Origin of the sequence: Cupriavidus gilardii, assembly GCF_017598945.1 — a bacterium.
In the GTDB taxonomy this organism is placed as follows: Bacteria; Pseudomonadota; Gammaproteobacteria; order Burkholderiales; family Burkholderiaceae; genus Cupriavidus; species Cupriavidus gilardii_E.
In genome coordinates, this window is sequence record NZ_JAGFTW010000013.1 from 1 (window position 1) to 15,396 (window position 15,396).

The 15,396-nt window shown below is 67.3% G+C and carries 14 protein-coding genes; 12 read left to right on the forward strand and 2 right to left on the reverse strand.

What is annotated here, in order from left to right; all coding sequences use genetic code 11:
• From J5T34_RS06895 to J5T34_RS06910, 4 genes are all read left to right on the forward strand, one after another.
• A partial coding sequence (locus tag J5T34_RS06895; RefSeq protein ID WP_208579210.1) for a PLP-dependent aminotransferase family protein occupies window positions 1-1,461 on the forward strand: 1,461 nt, incomplete at its 5' end.
• A gap of 200 nt (window positions 1,462-1,661) precedes the next feature.
• Complete coding sequence (locus tag J5T34_RS06900) at window positions 1,662-4,091, forward strand: DUF3772 domain-containing protein (RefSeq protein ID WP_208579211.1); 2,430 nt, start codon at window positions 1,662-1,664, stop codon at window positions 4,089-4,091.
• A 153-nt stretch (window positions 4,092-4,244) separates the two neighbouring features.
• A complete protein-coding gene (locus J5T34_RS06905; protein WP_244258743.1) occupies window positions 4,245-5,168 on the forward strand; it encodes an alpha/beta fold hydrolase in 924 nt (307 codons plus the stop codon).
• 180 nt (window positions 5,169-5,348) lie between these two features.
• Window positions 5,349-6,335, forward strand: coding sequence for a Bug family tripartite tricarboxylate transporter substrate binding protein (locus J5T34_RS06910; protein ID WP_208579213.1), 987 nt, complete (start codon window positions 5,349-5,351; stop codon window positions 6,333-6,335).
• A gap of 75 nt (window positions 6,336-6,410) precedes the next feature.
• Here J5T34_RS06910 and J5T34_RS06915 read toward each other — a convergent pair whose 3' ends face one another.
• Window positions 6,411-7,019, reverse strand: coding sequence for a J domain-containing protein (locus tag J5T34_RS06915; protein WP_208579214.1), 609 nt, complete (start codon window positions 7,017-7,019; stop codon window positions 6,411-6,413).
• Window positions 7,020-7,225: 206 nt separating this feature from the next.
• Between J5T34_RS06915 and J5T34_RS06920 the strand changes: the two genes are divergently transcribed.
• Entirely contained in the window at window positions 7,226-8,119 is an 894-nt protein-coding gene (locus J5T34_RS06920; protein ID WP_208579215.1) for a c-type cytochrome, read from the forward strand.
• Window positions 8,120-8,461: 342 nt separating this feature from the next.
• The gene (locus J5T34_RS06925) at window positions 8,462-9,409 is read left to right on the forward strand and encodes a manganese catalase family protein (RefSeq protein WP_208579216.1); all 948 of its coding nucleotides are present in this window, start codon (window positions 8,462-8,464) and stop codon (window positions 9,407-9,409) included.
• 96 nt (window positions 9,410-9,505) lie between these two features.
• Here the strand turns inward: J5T34_RS06925 and J5T34_RS06930 are convergent, their stop codons facing one another.
• Window positions 9,506-10,831, reverse strand: coding sequence for an Nramp family divalent metal transporter (locus J5T34_RS06930; protein WP_208579217.1), 1,326 nt, complete (start codon window positions 10,829-10,831; stop codon window positions 9,506-9,508).
• Window positions 10,832-11,265: 434 nt separating this feature from the next.
• Here J5T34_RS06930 and J5T34_RS06935 point away from each other — a divergent pair, with 434 nt between their 5' ends.
• From J5T34_RS06935 to J5T34_RS06960, 6 genes are all read left to right on the forward strand, one after another.
• Window positions 11,266-12,567: an RNA polymerase sigma factor gene (locus J5T34_RS06935; protein ID WP_208579218.1), complete on the forward strand. Its 1,302-nt coding sequence runs from the start codon at window positions 11,266-11,268 to the stop codon at window positions 12,565-12,567.
• Window positions 12,568-12,787: 220 nt separating this feature from the next.
• Window positions 12,788-13,153: a YciI family protein gene (locus J5T34_RS06940; RefSeq protein ID WP_208579219.1), complete on the forward strand. Its 366-nt coding sequence runs from the start codon at window positions 12,788-12,790 to the stop codon at window positions 13,151-13,153.
• 105 nt (window positions 13,154-13,258) lie between these two features.
• Window positions 13,259-13,633, forward strand: a complete 375-nt coding sequence (locus tag J5T34_RS06945; RefSeq protein ID WP_208579220.1) for a YciI family protein — start codon at window positions 13,259-13,261, stop codon at window positions 13,631-13,633.
• A gap of 69 nt (window positions 13,634-13,702) precedes the next feature.
• The gene (locus tag J5T34_RS06950) at window positions 13,703-14,152 is read left to right on the forward strand and encodes a YybH family protein (RefSeq protein ID WP_208579221.1); all 450 of its coding nucleotides are present in this window, start codon (window positions 13,703-13,705) and stop codon (window positions 14,150-14,152) included.
• A gap of 48 nt (window positions 14,153-14,200) precedes the next feature.
• Entirely contained in the window at window positions 14,201-14,629 is a 429-nt protein-coding gene (locus J5T34_RS06955; RefSeq protein WP_208579222.1) for a YciI family protein, read from the forward strand.
• An 89-nt stretch (window positions 14,630-14,718) separates the two neighbouring features.
• Window positions 14,719-15,189: a VOC family protein gene (locus tag J5T34_RS06960; protein WP_208579223.1), complete on the forward strand. Its 471-nt coding sequence runs from the start codon at window positions 14,719-14,721 to the stop codon at window positions 15,187-15,189.
• Window positions 15,190-15,396: the final 207 nt, after the last annotated feature.

The following is a 15,396-nucleotide window of genomic DNA, read 5'->3' on the forward strand; positions in this document are numbered from 1 at the left end:
CTGCCCCTCTCCCTGGACCGATCCGCCCGGACACCGCTTGCCGAACAGATCCGCCAGGGCATCAGTACGGCGATCGAAAGCGGCGTGCTCGCGCCCGGCGCGCGGCTGCCATCCTGGCAGGACCTGGCGACGCAGCTTGGCGTCGCGCGCGGCACGGTCAAGGCGGCCTACGAAAAGCTGGCCGACGCGCAACTGGTGGTGGCATCTCGCGCGAACGGTACCCGGGTCGCCGAACGCCCGGCGCTGCGCCGCGATGCCGACGAGCGGCCCGATCCCGGCTCGTTCATGGACCAGTATCTGGAGTTCATGGCCGGGCCGGCGATCTTCCAGATGGGCGTGCCCGCGCAGCAAAGCCTGCCCGCGAAGCTGTTCTCCCGGGTGCGCGCCCACGCGGCCCGTGCCGAACTCGGCGCGGCCGCGCTCTATCCCGACCCGCGCGGCGAACTGGCGTTGCGGCGCGAAATCGCCGCCTATCTCGCCATCGCGCGCGGCATTCAGTGTTCGCCTTCGCAGATCCTGATCACCGGCGGGTTTGCTGGCGGACTGGGCCTGGCATTGCAGGTGGTCGGGCTCGATGGGCGCAAGGCCTGGACCGAGGACCCGGGCTTTCCATACACGCGTCGGGGACTGGAGCTGGCCGGCTTGTCGCTGGTGCCCGTGCCGGTGGACGCCGATGGCCTCGATGTCGACTACGGGCTCGCGCACGCGCCGGATGCCGCGCTGGTGATGCTCACGCCCGGGCAGCAGGCTCCGCTGGGCGGCACGCTGTCGCTGCCACGACGTCTGCGTCTGCTGGATTGGGCCGCGCAGCAAGGCGCCTGGATCATCGAAGACGACTACCTCAGCGAACTGCGCCTCGAGGGCCGGGCCGCGCCCGCCCTCGAGGCGCTGGACCGCGCCGGACGGGTGATCCACATCGGCTCGTTCAGCAAGACCATCAGCCCGACCTTGCGGCTGGGCTTTGTCGTGGCACCGATGCCGCTGGTGCCACGCTTTGCCGAAATGGCGGCGTGTCTGGCGCCGGCGCCCGCGCCGTCCATCCAGCTGGCCACCGCCGAATTCATCCGCGACGGCCACTACCTGCGGCATCTGCGGCGCACCAAGCGTCTCTATGCGGCGCAGCGCGACGGACTGCTGGCGACCCTGCGGCCGCGGGCCGGCGCTGTAGTCGAAGCGACCGGGCTGGCCGTGCTGCTGCGGCTGCCGGACGGCACCCCCGATGTATCGATCGCCAAGGAAACGGCGGCCTTCGGCATCGCGCCGTCGCCGCTGTCGGTCTGGTATGCGTCGTCGCCCTGCGCGCGTGCCGGGTTGCTGCTCGGCGTTGCGACAGCGCCGCCGAAACATGTTTCGGCTGCCTGCGATCGGCTGCTGGCGGTCGTGGAGCGCTGCCGACCGGACTGGCGCGGCGCGATCCCGGCACGGCAATCAACACCTCTCTCACAGCAAGATAGCGCCTGATCAAGCACTTTTGGAATCACGTTGGCCGACGTATGTATAATTCCGGGCTTTCCGGTGCCGGCTGCGTCCATTCGCATGGCTGTGACGCCTTTCAGCGACCGCGGCCGCCTCGACGGCATGGCCCGACGCCCGGCACGCATCGGATGACCCCACGGCAACGTCCGGTGCCAGAAGGCGCCGGCTCGAAAGGTGTTCCCCTCATGCGTCGATTTTCCGGAATGGCGTTCAGCCTGCTGCTGATCGTTTTCTTGCATCTGTTACCCGGCGCCGCGCCGACGGCCTTCGGCGCCGACGAACCGTCCCAGACCGAAGACAAGCCCGCCGCCCCGTTCTCCGCCGCCGCGGCCAGCGCCGAACTGAAGCGGCTGCAGACCGAGCAGGACCGCATCAAGCAGCAGGCGTCCAAGGACACCAGCGGCAACCAGCTGACCGAGCTCGACGATGCCGTGCACCGGCTGCTGACCGACGTCGATACGCTGAGCGGCACGCTGGTCGCCGAGCGCGCCAAGGTGCAGGCGCAGATCGATCTGCTGGGTCCGCCGCCCGCCGACGGCAGCGCCTCGGAGGCGCCCGCTGTCGCCCGCCAGCGCGCGGAGCTGAACGGGCGCGCCAAGGCGCTCGACGAGCAGCTGAAGAAGGCCGAAGAGGACAAGGAAAGTCTGGGCAATCTCGCCGATCAGATCGCGAAGCTGCAGCGCGGGCATCTGAAGGATCAGGTCGCCCTGCGCTCGAACAGCATCCTCAGCGGCGCCTTCTGGATGCCTGCACTCGATCCGAGCCGCGAAGACCGGCAGCGCTTCGAGTCGCTGCGTTCGCTCGTCACACCGATGGTCAAGCAGGCATGGGACGCCGACCACCGGACCGGCACCGTGCTGCTGGTGGCGCTGGCCTTCGCCATCTGGTCGTTGGGCCGCCGGCTGGTCGAGCGCGGCATGGCCCGGGTCTGCCTGCACCGCCTGCCGGAGCACCGCTTGCGGCGCAGCGCACTGGCCCTGTCGACCGCGCTGGCGACGGTGCTGACGACCGCGCTGGCGGTCCGCCTCGTGCTGTACGCGTTCACCCGCGACTATGAACTGTCCGAGCCGATGCGCGACCTGGCGGACGAGCTGATCAAGCTGACGATGACCAGCGCGCTGATCGCCGGCCTGGGCCGGGCGCTGCTGTGCACGCGCCATCCGACCTGGCGCCTGCCCTCGCTGCACGACGACATCGCCCGCGCGTTGCGGCCGTTCCCGATCGTGCTGGCCGGCCTGCTGTTGCTGGCCGGCACCATCGAACAGCTGAACCGCACCATCGATACCAGCGTCCAGGTCACGCTGTTCGGGCGCGGCCTGGTGTCGCTGGTGGTCACGCTGACGATCGGCGCGGCGCTGCTGCGCGCCAACCGCGTGCGCAGCGCGCTGGTCGCCGCGGGCGAACGGCCCGGCAGCGGCTCGACGCTGACCGGCATCGTCCTCGCCGGACTGGCCGTGACCATCGTGGTGACGCTGATGGCGCTGCTGACCGGCTACATCACCTTCGCGCGCTTCCTGACCTACGAAATCGTCTGGTTCGACATCGTGCTGTGCAGCCTGTATCTGCTGACCAAGCTGACGCGCGACGCCTGCGAGAGCCTGTTCTCAGTCAACTATTCGAGCGGCCGCATCATCAAGCAGCTGTTCGGGCTTGGCGACAATCATCTGGATCAGGTGTCGACGGTGCTGTCCGGACTCGGCTCCAGCGTGCTGTTGCTGCTGGCGGTGATCGCGCTGCTGACCGGCGGCTTCGGCACCACGCCGAAGGACCTGCTCGACAGCCTGCTGATGGTGCTCGGCGGCGAGCGGCTGCGGGCGATGAACATCATGCCGGAGCGCATCCTGAACGCGGTGATCGCCACGGGCGTGGGCGTCTATATCCTGCGCTCGGTGCGCCGCTGGCTGGACGCCGATCTGCTGCCCAAGACCGGCATGGAGCCCGGCATGCGGGCCTCGCTGGTGACGCTGTTCAGCAATGTCGGTTACGTGCTGCTGGTGCTGATGACGCTGTCGCTGCTGGGCGTGCGCTGGGACAACCTGGCCTGGATCGTCAGCGCGTTGTCGGTCGGCATCGGCTTCGGGCTGCAGGAGATCGTCAAGAACTTCATCTCGGGGCTGATCCTGCTGACCGAGCGCCCGGTCAAGGTCGGCGACATGGTCAATATCGGCGGCGTCGAGGGCGACATCCGCCGCATCAGCGTGCGCGCCACCGAGATCCAGCTGGGCGACCGCTCGACGATGATCGTGCCTAACTCGCAACTGATCTCGCAGAGCGTGCGCAACGTGACGATGAACAACAGCACGCTGGGCGTGGCCTCGCTGACGCTGACGTTCCCGCTGAACATCGATCCCGAGGAGGTGCGCGACATGCTGCTGGCCGCCTACGCCGACAACCAGGCGATCCTCGACCATCCCGCGCCGTCGGTGACCTTCAGCCAGCTGGCGCCGAACGGCATCACGCTGACCGTGACGGGCTTCGTTTCCAGTCCGCGCATCGCCGGCGGCACCAAGAGCGATCTGCTGTTCGACATCCTGAAGCGGCTGCGCGCGGCGGAGATTCCGCTGACCAATCCGCAAACGCTGCGGCTGGTCAACTCGGAGCTGCTGGCGGCCTGATCCGGCGGCGGCGCGGGCGATGGTCGGCCGTTCAAGGGCGGCCTCCGGGGATCGGCCGTTATTTCCTCGCCGTTATGTCCTGGCCGTTATTTCCTGCCAGTTAGCCTTGTGTTGCCTGGCAGGCGCCCAATCCGCCGCCGCCGACGCACTAGAATGGCGCGATTCCCGTTTGGAGACCGCGCCGTGGACCTATCCCTCTTCCCGCAATTTCGCAGCATCGACGTCGAGACCGACAGCGAGGTCCGTATCCATGCCGTGGTCGGCGGCGATGGGCCGCCGCTGTTGCTGCTGCACGGCCATCCGCAGACGCATGCGATCTGGCACAAGGTCGCGCCGACGCTGGCGCAGCGGTTCACCGTGGTCGCGTGCGATCTGCGCGGTTATGGCGATTCGTCGAAGCCGGCCGGCACCGCCGACCACGGCAACTACAGCAAGCGCACGATGGCGCGCGACGCCCTGCGCGTGATGCAGTCGCTCGGCTTCGAGCGCTTCCGCGTGCTGGCGCATGACCGCGGCGCCCGCGTCGCGCATCGGCTCGGCATGGATCACCCCGCCGCGGTCGAGCGGATGGTGCTGCTCGATATCGCGCCGACGCTGGCGATGTACGAGCAGACCACGGAGGCGTTTGCGCGCGCGTATTGGCACTGGTTCTTCCTGATCCAGCCGGCGCCCTTGCCTGAACGCCTGATCGAAGCCGATCCGTCGCGCTATATCCGCGATCTGATGGGCGGCCGCAGCGCGGGACTGAGTCCCTTCGATCCGCGCGCGCTGCGCGAATACGAGCGCTGCGCCGCCCTGCCCGGCGCGGCGCATGGCGTCTGCGAGGACTATCGCGCGGCCGCGGGCATCGACCTCGAGCACGATCGCGCGGACCGCGAGGCCGGCAAGCGGCTGACGATGCCGCTGCTGGTGCTGTGGGGCGAACAGGGCGTGGTCCATCGCTGCTTCCAGCCGCTGCAGGAATGGCAGCGGGTGGCGGCGGATGTCGACGGCGGCCCGTTGCCGTGCGGGCACTACATCGCCGAGGAAGCGCCCGACGCGCTGCTGGCGCGGGCGCTGCCGTTCCTGGAGCAATAAGGCCGGCGGCAGGTCGGCCGCCTTCGATCTGCCTTCGATCTGCCTTCGATGCGTCTGCAATCCGCGTGCAATAAGCCGCGCTTATGGCCGTAGTCGCAGATTGAATTTCCCGGCGTGCTTCTCCTTGGGTAAAGTCGCTCGCGCATCGCGGCCCAAGCGCGACAACAAGGAGGAGACATCATGCAAGGCATTCGCCAGGCCCTGGCCTGCGTCGTTTCAGCGGTGGCATTGTCCGGCGCCACCCAGGCCGGGGCCGCGAGCCCCGCCGATGGCTGGCCCAGCAAGCCGATCCAGATGATCGTGCCCCAGGCACCGGGCGGGACCAACGATATCGTCGCCCGTCTGGTGGCCGCGGACCTGTCGCAACGCCTCGGTCAACAGGTCGTCGTCGAGAACCGGCCCGGTGCCGGCGGCAATATCGGCACCCAGTTCGCGGCGCGCGCGACGCCGAACGGCTATACGTTGCTGATGACGATCAGCAGCACGCAGGCGATCAACCCGTCGCTGTACCGTCAGGTCCCGTTCGATCCCATCAAGGACTTCGAGCCGATTGCGCCGGTCGCCACCGTGCCGAACGTGCTTGTCGTCAATCCCGCCTTCCCCGCGAAGACGCTGCCCGAACTGATCGCGATGGCCAAGGCGAAGCCTGGCCAGTATCGCTTTGCGTCGGCCGGCAATGGCACGCTGAACCATCTGCTGGGCGAGATGCTGAACAGCATGGCGGCTATCCAGCTGGAACACGTACCGTACAAGGGCGTGGCGCCGGCGCTGAACGATGTGCTCGGCAACCAGGTGCCGATGGCGTTCGCCAGCCTGCCCTCGGTGTTGCCGCATATCAAGGCCGGCAAGGTCCGCGCGCTCGGCGTCAGCTCGGCGAAGCGCTCGCCATTCGCTCCCGACATCCCGGCCATCGGCGAGACGGTGCCGGGCTATAGCGGCGATCTGTGGGTCGGCCTGTTTGCGGTCAAGGGAACGCCGAAGGAAATTACACAGAAGCTCGCGCAGACGATGCAGGCCGCACTGGCCGATCCGGCGCTGCGCGAGAAGCTCGGTGCGCAAGGTGCCGAAGCGCTGTCGGCCACGCCGCAGCAGTTCGCCGCGCAGCTCAAGGGCGATCTCGACAAGTGGGCCCGCATCGTCAAGGCATCCGGCGCCCAGGTGGACTGAAAACCAACTGGCCCGTCCGCGTGTTGCGCTGGACGGGCCAGTCGATGGCGCCTGGGCGCCTTGGATGTCTGCCGCTTAGTGCGCCGCCGGGCCTGCGTTGGCGTGCTCGGCCTGGGCCTTCATGAAGTCCCGGGCCGCGGCCACTGCCTGCATCTGCTCCGGCCGGCCGCCCTTGTCCGGATGCGCCTTCAGCGACGCTGCCCGAAAGGCCCTGGCGATCTTCGCCATATCGGTCTCGCCGGCATTGAGCCCCAGGATTTCATGGGGCAGACGGTCGAAGCTCCATCCGTCGGGCGCGTAGGGATTGATGCGAGCGGTGGGCCGATGCGGCGGCACGCCGTGGGCGCGGTCGGGCCGATTGCGCTGTTGCCTGGTTCGCTCGCTTTGCCGGTCGTCGCGCCGTTCCTGTTCGCGGTCGGGATCCCGCACCGGCCACAGCACCACGACCGCCGCCGACAGCCTGCCGGCATGGTCGACCAGCACGATCGTATTGACGCTGAGCGATGCAGAGGTCCGCGACGCGAATGCGTTGGCGTTGAGATTGGCAAGCAGCTGGCACATCAGCAGCGCGACGGCGGCGTCCTGGGGCGGCGTCGAATAGCGATCGCCGGGGGACTTTGCCTGGGGCACGGCCGACGGCATGTCGATGGGCCGCTGGGCCTGGATGGCGGAAACGGATGACATGGCGACTCCTTCAGGACATGAGGGGCTGCCATCTTTGCGCCGCCCCCGCTGCGCCGCTACCGCCGAAGCGAACTGGCTTTCGCTTTTGCCCCTCGCCTCGCCTCACACCCCCCATCGCGCCGGACCTCGGGCTCAGTGCGCTCGCGCACATACCGGCGCCATCGGCATCGCTGCAATATCGCCTTTCCGCATCGACAGGGGCGACGATGAAGCGCGTGATCCGTATTGCGGTGTGGACGATCGCCGGGCTGGCGGTTGCCGCCGGACTGGTGCTGGCGACCGGCATTCTGCTTGGCGAACGCAAGGCTCAGCGGCGCGTGCATGTGCTCGCGGTTCCGGTCGCCTATCGGGACGATGCGCAAGCCCAGGCGCGCGGCAAATATCTCTACGAGTCGCGCGGCTGCATGGAATGCCACGGCGCCGACGGCCGCGGCCGCGTGATGATCAACGACCCGGGCGGCATGTTCGTGCGTACGCCGAACGTGACCGCCGGCAATCCCGATATCGCGCGATATCGCGAAGGCGACTGGGTGTTGGCGATCCGACACGGCGTCGCGCCGTCTGGCCGCCCGCTGATGATCATGCCCAGCGAAGACTACAACCAGCTCAGCGACGAGGACCTGTCCGCACTGGTGGCCTATCTCCGCAGCCTGCCGCCGCTGCTCAGCGGCATGACCGAGATCCGCCTGCCGTTGATGGCGCGCGTGCTGTACGGTTTCGGCATGATCCAGGATGCCGCCGCCAAGATCGACCACACGCTGCCGCCCTCGCCGCCCCAACACCCTGCACCGACCGCCGCCTATGGCGCCTATGTCGCCAATGCCTGCATCGGCTGCCACGGCGCCGATCTGGCGGGCGGCAAGATTCCGGGCGCGCCGCCCGACTGGCCCGCGGCCGCCGACCTGCGGCCGGGTGCCGTGATGCTGCGCTACCGCACGCCGGACCGCTTTATCGAGATGATGCGCACCGGCGTACGGCCGGACGGCACCGAGGTCAGCAAGGTGATGCCGTTCGAGAGCCTGAGCAAGATGAGCGACACCGATCTGACCGCGCTCTATCTGCATCTGAAGGCGTTGCCGGTGACGCAGGCGGCGCGCTGAGCGTGGCTGGCGCATCAGGCGTTGGCCGCGCGCGATATTGGCTGACTCACAGCGCAATAAGCAAAAGCAGTAAGCGAAAGCAATAAGCGAAAGCAATAAGCGAAAGCAATAAGCGAAAGTTTTACACGTTTGCCTAATTTCCCTGCGCTGCGACTACGATAAGCGCGGCCTCCTTCCCCGATCTCGCGCCGGTTCGCCCGGCGGCAGGCCCCAACGATGGCGAGTCTTCCCTGCGATCGCCGCTCCGGGCATGGGCATTGCAGCGCAACCCTCGCCCATGCGGCCCGAAGTACCGCTTGAGTCCCTGCTTGATGTCTCTTTGACCGAGATCGGAGGATCCCCATGTTCATTCACAACAAGCGATTGCAGTACACCGTACGCGTATCACGGCCCGATCCCGGTCTGGCCAATCTGTTGCTGGAGCAGTTCGGCGGTCCGCAGGGCGAATTGGCCGCTGCGCTGCGCTATTTCACGCAGGCGCTGGCCGAGGACGACCCCGGCCGCAAGGACATGCTGCTCGATATCGCCACAGAGGAACTGAGCCATCTGGAAGTGATCGGCTCGATCGTCGCGATGCTGAACAAGGGCGCCAAGGGCCAATTGGCCGAGGGCGTCGAACAGGAAGCCGAGCTCTATCGTTCGCTGTCCGGTCCCGGCAACGACAGCCACGTGACCCAGCTGCTGTATGGCGGCGGCCCGCCGCTGACCAACTCGGGCGGCGTGCCGTGGACCGCGGCCTATATCGACACGATCGGCGAGCCCACCGCGGACCTGCGCTCCAATATCGCGGCCGAGGCGCGCGCCAAGATCATCTACGAGCGGCTGATCAATGTCACCGACGACCCCGGCGTGCAGGAAGCGCTGGGCTTTCTGATGACGCGCGAGGTATCGCACCAGAAGTCGTTCGAGAAGGCGCTGTATTCGATCCAGCCCAGCTTCCCGCCGGGCAAGGCGCCGCCGATGCCGGAATTCGCCAGCGTCTACTACAAGATGTCGCAGGGCGATGCGCTGCGCGGTCCGTGGAATGCCGATTCGACCTTCGAGTTCGTCGAGAATCCGCCGCCGGCAGTCGATGGCGGCAGCGGCCTGCCCGAAGTTCAGCTCGAGCCCACCCAGGCCAGCGCGGTGGAAGCGGCGGCGATGCGCACCGAGTCGGACGTCAACAGCGATCCGGTGACGGGCGCGGACCTGGGCAGCGTCGACGAGGCCGAGTTGCCGACCGACACCGGCGCACCGGCTGGCGGCGGCGCGGCATCGGCCCCGCCCAAGACGCCGCCGCGCAAGGCTTGATCGGCTGTGCGCCGACATGTCCGGCAATGAAGAACGAGGCGGCCACAGCGGCCGCCTTTTTTCTTGCGCTGGCGGCGACGCGGGTTGCCCTGCCCGTTACGGCAACACGATCGTCGTCACCAGCGTCACGTTCATGCCGATGATCAGCGTCACCGCGATCGCCGCCAGCACCGTGACCCAAGGCTTGTTGACGTACGCGCCCATCACCGATCGGCGGCTGGTCAGCCAGATCAGCGGCACCACCGCGAACGGCAATTGCAGGCTCAGAATGACCTGGCTGAGCACCAGCAACTCCCCGATGCCCGCTTCGCCGTAAGCGAGCGCGACGAACATCGCCGGCACCACCGCGATGCCGCGCGTCAACAGCCGCCGCGCCCACGCCGGCAACCGCAGCTTGACGAAGCCTTCCATCACGATCTGGCCGGCCAGCGTCGCCGTCACGGCAGAGCTTTGTCCCGACGCCAGCAGCGCGATGCCGAACAGGACGCTGGCGATGGCAGTGCCGGTCAGCGGGCCGAGCAGCTGGTAGGCGGCGCGCAGATCGTTGACCTCATGCATGCCGCCGGCATGGAAGACGGCGCCCGCGGTGACCAGAATGGCGGCGTTGATGAAAAAGGCGATCACCAGCGCCAGCATGATGTCGACCGTGTAATAGGCCAGCGTCGTGCCGATACTCTCGTGCCCGCGCCGGATCCGATGCGGGCCGACCATCGACGAATGCAGATAGAGGTTGTGCGGCATCACGGTCGCGCCGACGATGCCGATCGCGATGTACAGCATGTTGGTGTCGGTAACCACCCGCGTGTTTGGCACGAAGCCGCGTGCGACCTCGCCCCATTGCGGCTGCACCAGTACCAGGTTGATCGCGAAGCAAAGGAACACGACCGCCAGCAGCGCGATGACGACCGCCTCCAGTTGCCGGTAGCCGCGCTGCTGCAGCGCCAGGATCAGCAGCACGTCCAGCACGGTCGCCGCCACGCCCCAGGTCAGCGGAATGCCGAACAGCAGATTCAGCGCGATGGCGGTGCCGATCACCTCGGCCAGATCGGTGGCGCAGATCGCCAGCTCGCACAGCAGCCATTGCGCCAGCGCCGAGCGCTTGCTCGAATGCTGGCGGCACGCCTGCGCCAGGTCCATGCCGGACACCACCCCGAGCCGCGCCGCCAGCGTCTGCAGCAGCATCGCGATCAGGCTGGACATCAGCACGATCCACAGCAGCGCGTAACCATAGCCCGAACCGGCGGCCAGGTCGGTGGCCCAATTGCCCGGATCCATATAGCCGACCGCGACGAGGTAGCCGGGCCCGAGGAACGCCAGCAGACGGCGCCAATGCAGCTTGCCGCGCGGCGGACGACGCCACGCGTCGAGCGGCCCGGCGGCCTGCGCGCCGGCGTCGGTCGGCGGGGGCGTGTCAGGCGGCATCGTGCCGCTCCCGCACGCCGCGCGACGGCCGCCGTTCAGACATCGGCAAACAGCCGGGTCAGCAAGACCGCCACGCCGCCGCCATTGATGAGCAGGCCGAGCAGCAGCCGGACAGGATGGTCACGCCAATCGCGCCGGATTCGATCCATGGCTTCGCGTCTCCTCGTTTTCGCGCGCGGTCGGCTCGGCGCGCGGCCGCCATATCAAGCACGAGCCATGCCCGCGCGGTTCTGAACACTATAGGCGTCCTCGGGGCGCGCCAGCGACGCCGATTTCATCGCCCCTCGTCCGGCGCGCCGCCCTGCGCCTGGCACTTTGTTACAACGCCCGTGGCTGCCTTGCCATCGGCAGTCATCCGCCGCAGAATCGGCATGCCCGTGCGCCAGCGCACGCCTGCCCGCCGCGGTCCGCGGCAGCCTCGCCGACAAAGACCGATGCCAGATTCCATCGCCGCACCGTCCGACAAGCCTGCCGCCGATTCCCTCGCGGCCTCGGAGGCCGCCGTCGGCGGGATCTACCGCGCCGAATCGCGCCGCGTGCTGGCCACGCTGATCCGCTTGCTGGGCGATTTCGACCTCGCCGAGGAAGCCTTGCACGACGCGTTCAAGGCGGCCCTCGAGCAATGGCCGCGCGATGGTGTGCCGGCCAATCCCTGCGCATGGCTGATCTCGGCCGGCCGCTTCAAGGCGATCGACGGCATCCGCCGCCATGCGCGCTTCCGCCCGCTGGACGACGTCAGCGAACAGGTCGAAGCCATCGTCGACGAGAGCGCGACACGCGCCTTCGACGAACTGTTCGACGACGCCTGTCTGGAAGACGACCGGCTGCGGCTGATCTTTACCTGCTGCCACCCCGCGCTCGCGCCCGACGCACAGGTCGCACTGACGCTGCGCGAGGTCTGCGGCCTGACCACCGAGGACATTGCTCACGCGTTTCTGACCGCGCCGTCGACCCTCGCCCAACGCATCGTGCGCGCCAAGGCCAAGATCCGGGACGCGCGCATTCCCTATCAGGTGCCCGACCGCAAGGACCTGCCGGAGCGGCTCGACAGCGTGCTGCGGGTGGTCTACCTGGTCTTCAACGAGGGCTATTCGGCCAGCTCCGGCGATCGGCTGACGCGCCACGATCTGTCCGGCGAGGCGATCCGGCTGGCGCGCCTGCTGCTGGAACTGCTGCCCGAGCCCGAGGTCATGGGTCTGCTGGCGCTGATGCTGCTGCACGAGTCCCGGCGCGCCGCACGTACCTCGCCCGACGGCGAACTGGTGCTGCTCGACGAACAGGACCGCAGCCGCTGGGACCGCGCACTGATCGCCGAGGGCACGGCGCTGGTCGAGCGCGCACTGTCCTCGCGCCGCTTCGGACCGTATTCGCTGCAGGCCGCGATTTCGGCCGTCCACGCGGAAGCGGACAGCGCCGCCTCGACCGACTGGCCGCAGATCGTCGCGCTCTACGACGTGCTGCTGGCAATCCAGCCCTCGCCGGTGGTCGAACTGAACCGCGCGGTCGCGGTGGCGATGCGGGACGGTCCCGAGGCGGGGCTTGCGCTGGTCGATGCGATCCTGGCCCGCGGCGAGTTGACGGACTACCACCTGGCCCACGCCGCCCGGGCCGATCTGTGCCGGCGCCTGGGCCGCTACGCCGAAGCCCGTACGGCCTATCGGACCGTGCTGGAACTGGTTCGCCAGGAGCCCGAGCGGCGGTTTATCGAGCGTCGGCTTGCCGCACTGCCGCAATAAGGGCCGCCGGGCGAGGCCGGCTCCGGCGGCACGCGGTCCCTCGTCTATTCCCTCTGTCGATTTCTGCCGGTCCCAAACGACCAGCTACTGACAGGGTCATCGCCCTGCTGGCGTCATGGCGTCGTCGCCACCGCCGTCTATGCTGATGTTCCGTACCATGCCGTTCCGTTGCCGCGTCACTGGCTGACACGCCAACGCCACCACTACCGAGGAGCCTCCGATGAAATATCTCTGCCTGATCTACTACCAGGAAAAGCAGGTCTACAGCATGCCGCCCGAGGAATGGGATTCTCTCGTCGGCGAATGCCTGCGCTTCGGCGACAAGGTGCGCAGCAGCGGCCACTACCTGGGCGGCGAAGCGCTGCAGCCGGTCGAGACCGCCAGGACGCTGCGCGTACGCGACGGCAAGGTGACCGTCACTGATGGGCCGTTCGCCGAAACCAAGGAGCAGCTGGCCGGCTTTTATCTGATGGAGGCCGCGGATCTTAACGAGGCGATCCAGGTCGCCTCCAAGATTCCGCCGGCGCGGCACGGCAGCGTCGAGATCCGGCCGATCCGCGAACTGCCCGGCGCGAGCGGGTCGTAAACCGGGTCGTAAATTTTTTTGCGCGGCATTGTCGATTGGCACGCTCGCCGCACGACTAGGTAACAGGAAGTCCGAACAGCCACCGTGATCCGAGGAGCGGCGACGATGAAATACCTGTGCCTGATCTATACCGACGAGCGTGTCCTGCAAGCGATGCCCGAGCCGGAATGGCGCAGCCTGGTGGAACAGTGCCTGCGCTTCAGCGCCACGCTCGAGCGCGACGGCATGTATCTGGCCGGCGAAGCGCTCGAAAGCGCAACGACGGCAACCACGCTGCGGGTACGCGCGGGCAAGCTGTCGTTCACCGACGGGCCGTTCGCGGAGACCAAGGAACAGCTGGCGGGCTTCTATCTGATCGAGGCCGAAGGCCTGCACGAGGCGTTGCACGCGGCCGCGGGGATTCCCGCCGCGCGGCTGGGCAGCGTCGAAGTACGGCCGGTGATGTCGCTGGCGGTCGGCAGTACGCCGCCCGCGCAGTGACGGCCGGATCCGGCCACAACCTCGCATCTTCCCATTCGCTATCCGCCTTTTCCTTCCAGGAGACTCAAGATGAGCAACGCCCTTCAATCGCAGACTGCCGCCCACGACGAAATCCGGACCATGCTGGAAGCGTGGCGCCAAGCTGCGATCGCCCGCGACGTGCCCCGCATCATGTCGCACTACACCCCAGACATCGTTGCCTTCGACGCCGTGATGCAGTTGCAATTCAAGGGCGCCGACGCCTACGGCAAGCACTGGGCGGCCTGCATGGAAATGTGTACGGGGCCGATGGTGTTCGAGATGCACGATTTGCAACTGTCCGTGGACGAGCAGTTCGGCTATGGCCATTACCTGCTGCGCTGCGGTCACCAGGATGAGAACGGCAAGGAGAGTGGGTCGTGGATGCGCGTCACGGTCGGCCTGCGCAAGACGCCCGAGGGCTGGAAGATTGCCCACGACCATTTTTCCGCACCGTTCGACATGGAAAGCGGCAAGGCGCTGTTCGATCTGCAGCCCTGAGCGGCCGTTGGCATCGCCTAGACTGATCTACCGACAGGAGATACCGCAATGCGTTTCATGATTCTTGTCCGAGGCACGCAGAAAACCGAAAGCGGCGTGATGCCGGAGGAGGCGCTCCTTATGGAAATGGCAGCCTTCCACGAGGAACTGGCCAAGGCCGGCGTACTGGTCGATGCCTCCGGCCTGCAACCCAGCGCCAAGGGCTGGCGCATCCGCTACCAGGGCCAGCAGCGGACCGTCACCGACGGACCGTTCGCCGAGACCAAGGAGCTGATCGCCGGCTACACGATCATCCAGGTCAAGTCGCGCGAGGAAGCGTTGGAATGGACTCGGCGCTTCCCGAATCCGCAGACCGACGACGACCACTGCGAGATCGAAGTGCGGCAGCTGTACGACCTCGAGGACTTTCCGCCGAGCGAGGGCATCGAGCGCTTCCGCGAACTCGAACCGATACAGCAGCGACAGCAGTCGCAATAACGGCGCGATCACGCGCGCAAGACAGACGGTCGAAGACAGTTCGACCGGGTCAATTAGTTCGATCAGTTCGATGAAACAGGAGAACCAAGATGGCACAAACGCAAGTCAAGCCGATTCCCGAAGGCATGCCGACGCTGACCCCGCATATCGTCTGCAAGAATGCACTGGAGGCGATCGATTTCTACAAGCGCGCGTTTGGCGCGGAGGAGGAATTCAAGCTGGTCACGCCGCAGGGCCAGCTGATGCACGCGATGCTGCGCATCGGCAACTCGCCGGTGATGATGGCGGAGGAAATGCCCGAATGGCAGAGCCTGGGCCCGAAGGCATTGAAGGGAACGCCGGTGGTGCTGCACCTGTATGTCGAGGATGTCGATGCCGCAGTGGCGCGCGCCGTCGATGCCGGCGCCAAGGTCACGATGCCGGTGCAGGACATGTTCTGGGGCGACCGCTACGGCCAGCTGGAGGACCCGTACGGGCACCGCTGGTCGATCGCCACCCACGTGCGGGACGTCCCGCCGGAAGAGCTGGCCAAGGCCGCAGAACACGGTTGCGGCGCCTGATCCGCCGGTAGAGAGTAAGAAAGCGGCCCTTGTGGCCGCTTTTTTGATGGTGTTTGTGTCGGTCGGGGCCGTTATTTTCCGCCGCCGCCGCAAAGCAAAACGCCCCAGACCTTGGGAGATCTGGGGCGTTTTCAAAGGAGAGCCTGGCGATGACCTACTTTCACACGGGTAGTCCGCACTATCATCGGCGCGAAGTCGTTTCACGGT

Excerpts from the sequence above, each read along its gene's own strand:
- J5T34_RS06900 (WP_208579211.1), top strand. The coding sequence starts at position 1,662 with ATGCGTCGATTTTCCGGAATGGCGTTCAGCCTGCTGCTGATCGTTTTC.
- J5T34_RS06905 (WP_244258743.1), top strand. The coding sequence starts at position 4,245 with ATGGCGCGATTCCCGTTTGGAGACCGCGCCGTGGACCTATCCCTCTTC.
- J5T34_RS06910 (WP_208579213.1), top strand. The coding sequence starts at position 5,349 with ATGCAAGGCATTCGCCAGGCCCTGGCCTGCGTCGTTTCAGCGGTGGCA.
- J5T34_RS06915 (WP_208579214.1), bottom strand. The coding sequence starts at position 7,019 with ATGTCATCCGTTTCCGCCATCCAGGCCCAGCGGCCCATCGACATGCCG.
- J5T34_RS06920 (WP_208579215.1), top strand. The coding sequence starts at position 7,226 with ATGAAGCGCGTGATCCGTATTGCGGTGTGGACGATCGCCGGGCTGGCG.
- J5T34_RS06925 (WP_208579216.1), top strand. The coding sequence starts at position 8,462 with ATGTTCATTCACAACAAGCGATTGCAGTACACCGTACGCGTATCACGG.
- J5T34_RS06930 (WP_208579217.1), bottom strand. The coding sequence starts at position 10,831 with ATGCCGCCTGACACGCCCCCGCCGACCGACGCCGGCGCGCAGGCCGCC.
- J5T34_RS06935 (WP_208579218.1), top strand. The coding sequence starts at position 11,266 with ATGCCAGATTCCATCGCCGCACCGTCCGACAAGCCTGCCGCCGATTCC.
- J5T34_RS06940 (WP_208579219.1), top strand. The coding sequence starts at position 12,788 with ATGAAATATCTCTGCCTGATCTACTACCAGGAAAAGCAGGTCTACAGC.
- J5T34_RS06945 (WP_208579220.1), top strand. The coding sequence starts at position 13,259 with ATGAAATACCTGTGCCTGATCTATACCGACGAGCGTGTCCTGCAAGCG.
- J5T34_RS06950 (WP_208579221.1), top strand. The coding sequence starts at position 13,703 with ATGAGCAACGCCCTTCAATCGCAGACTGCCGCCCACGACGAAATCCGG.
- J5T34_RS06955 (WP_208579222.1), top strand. The coding sequence starts at position 14,201 with ATGCGTTTCATGATTCTTGTCCGAGGCACGCAGAAAACCGAAAGCGGC.
- J5T34_RS06960 (WP_208579223.1), top strand. The coding sequence starts at position 14,719 with ATGGCACAAACGCAAGTCAAGCCGATTCCCGAAGGCATGCCGACGCTG.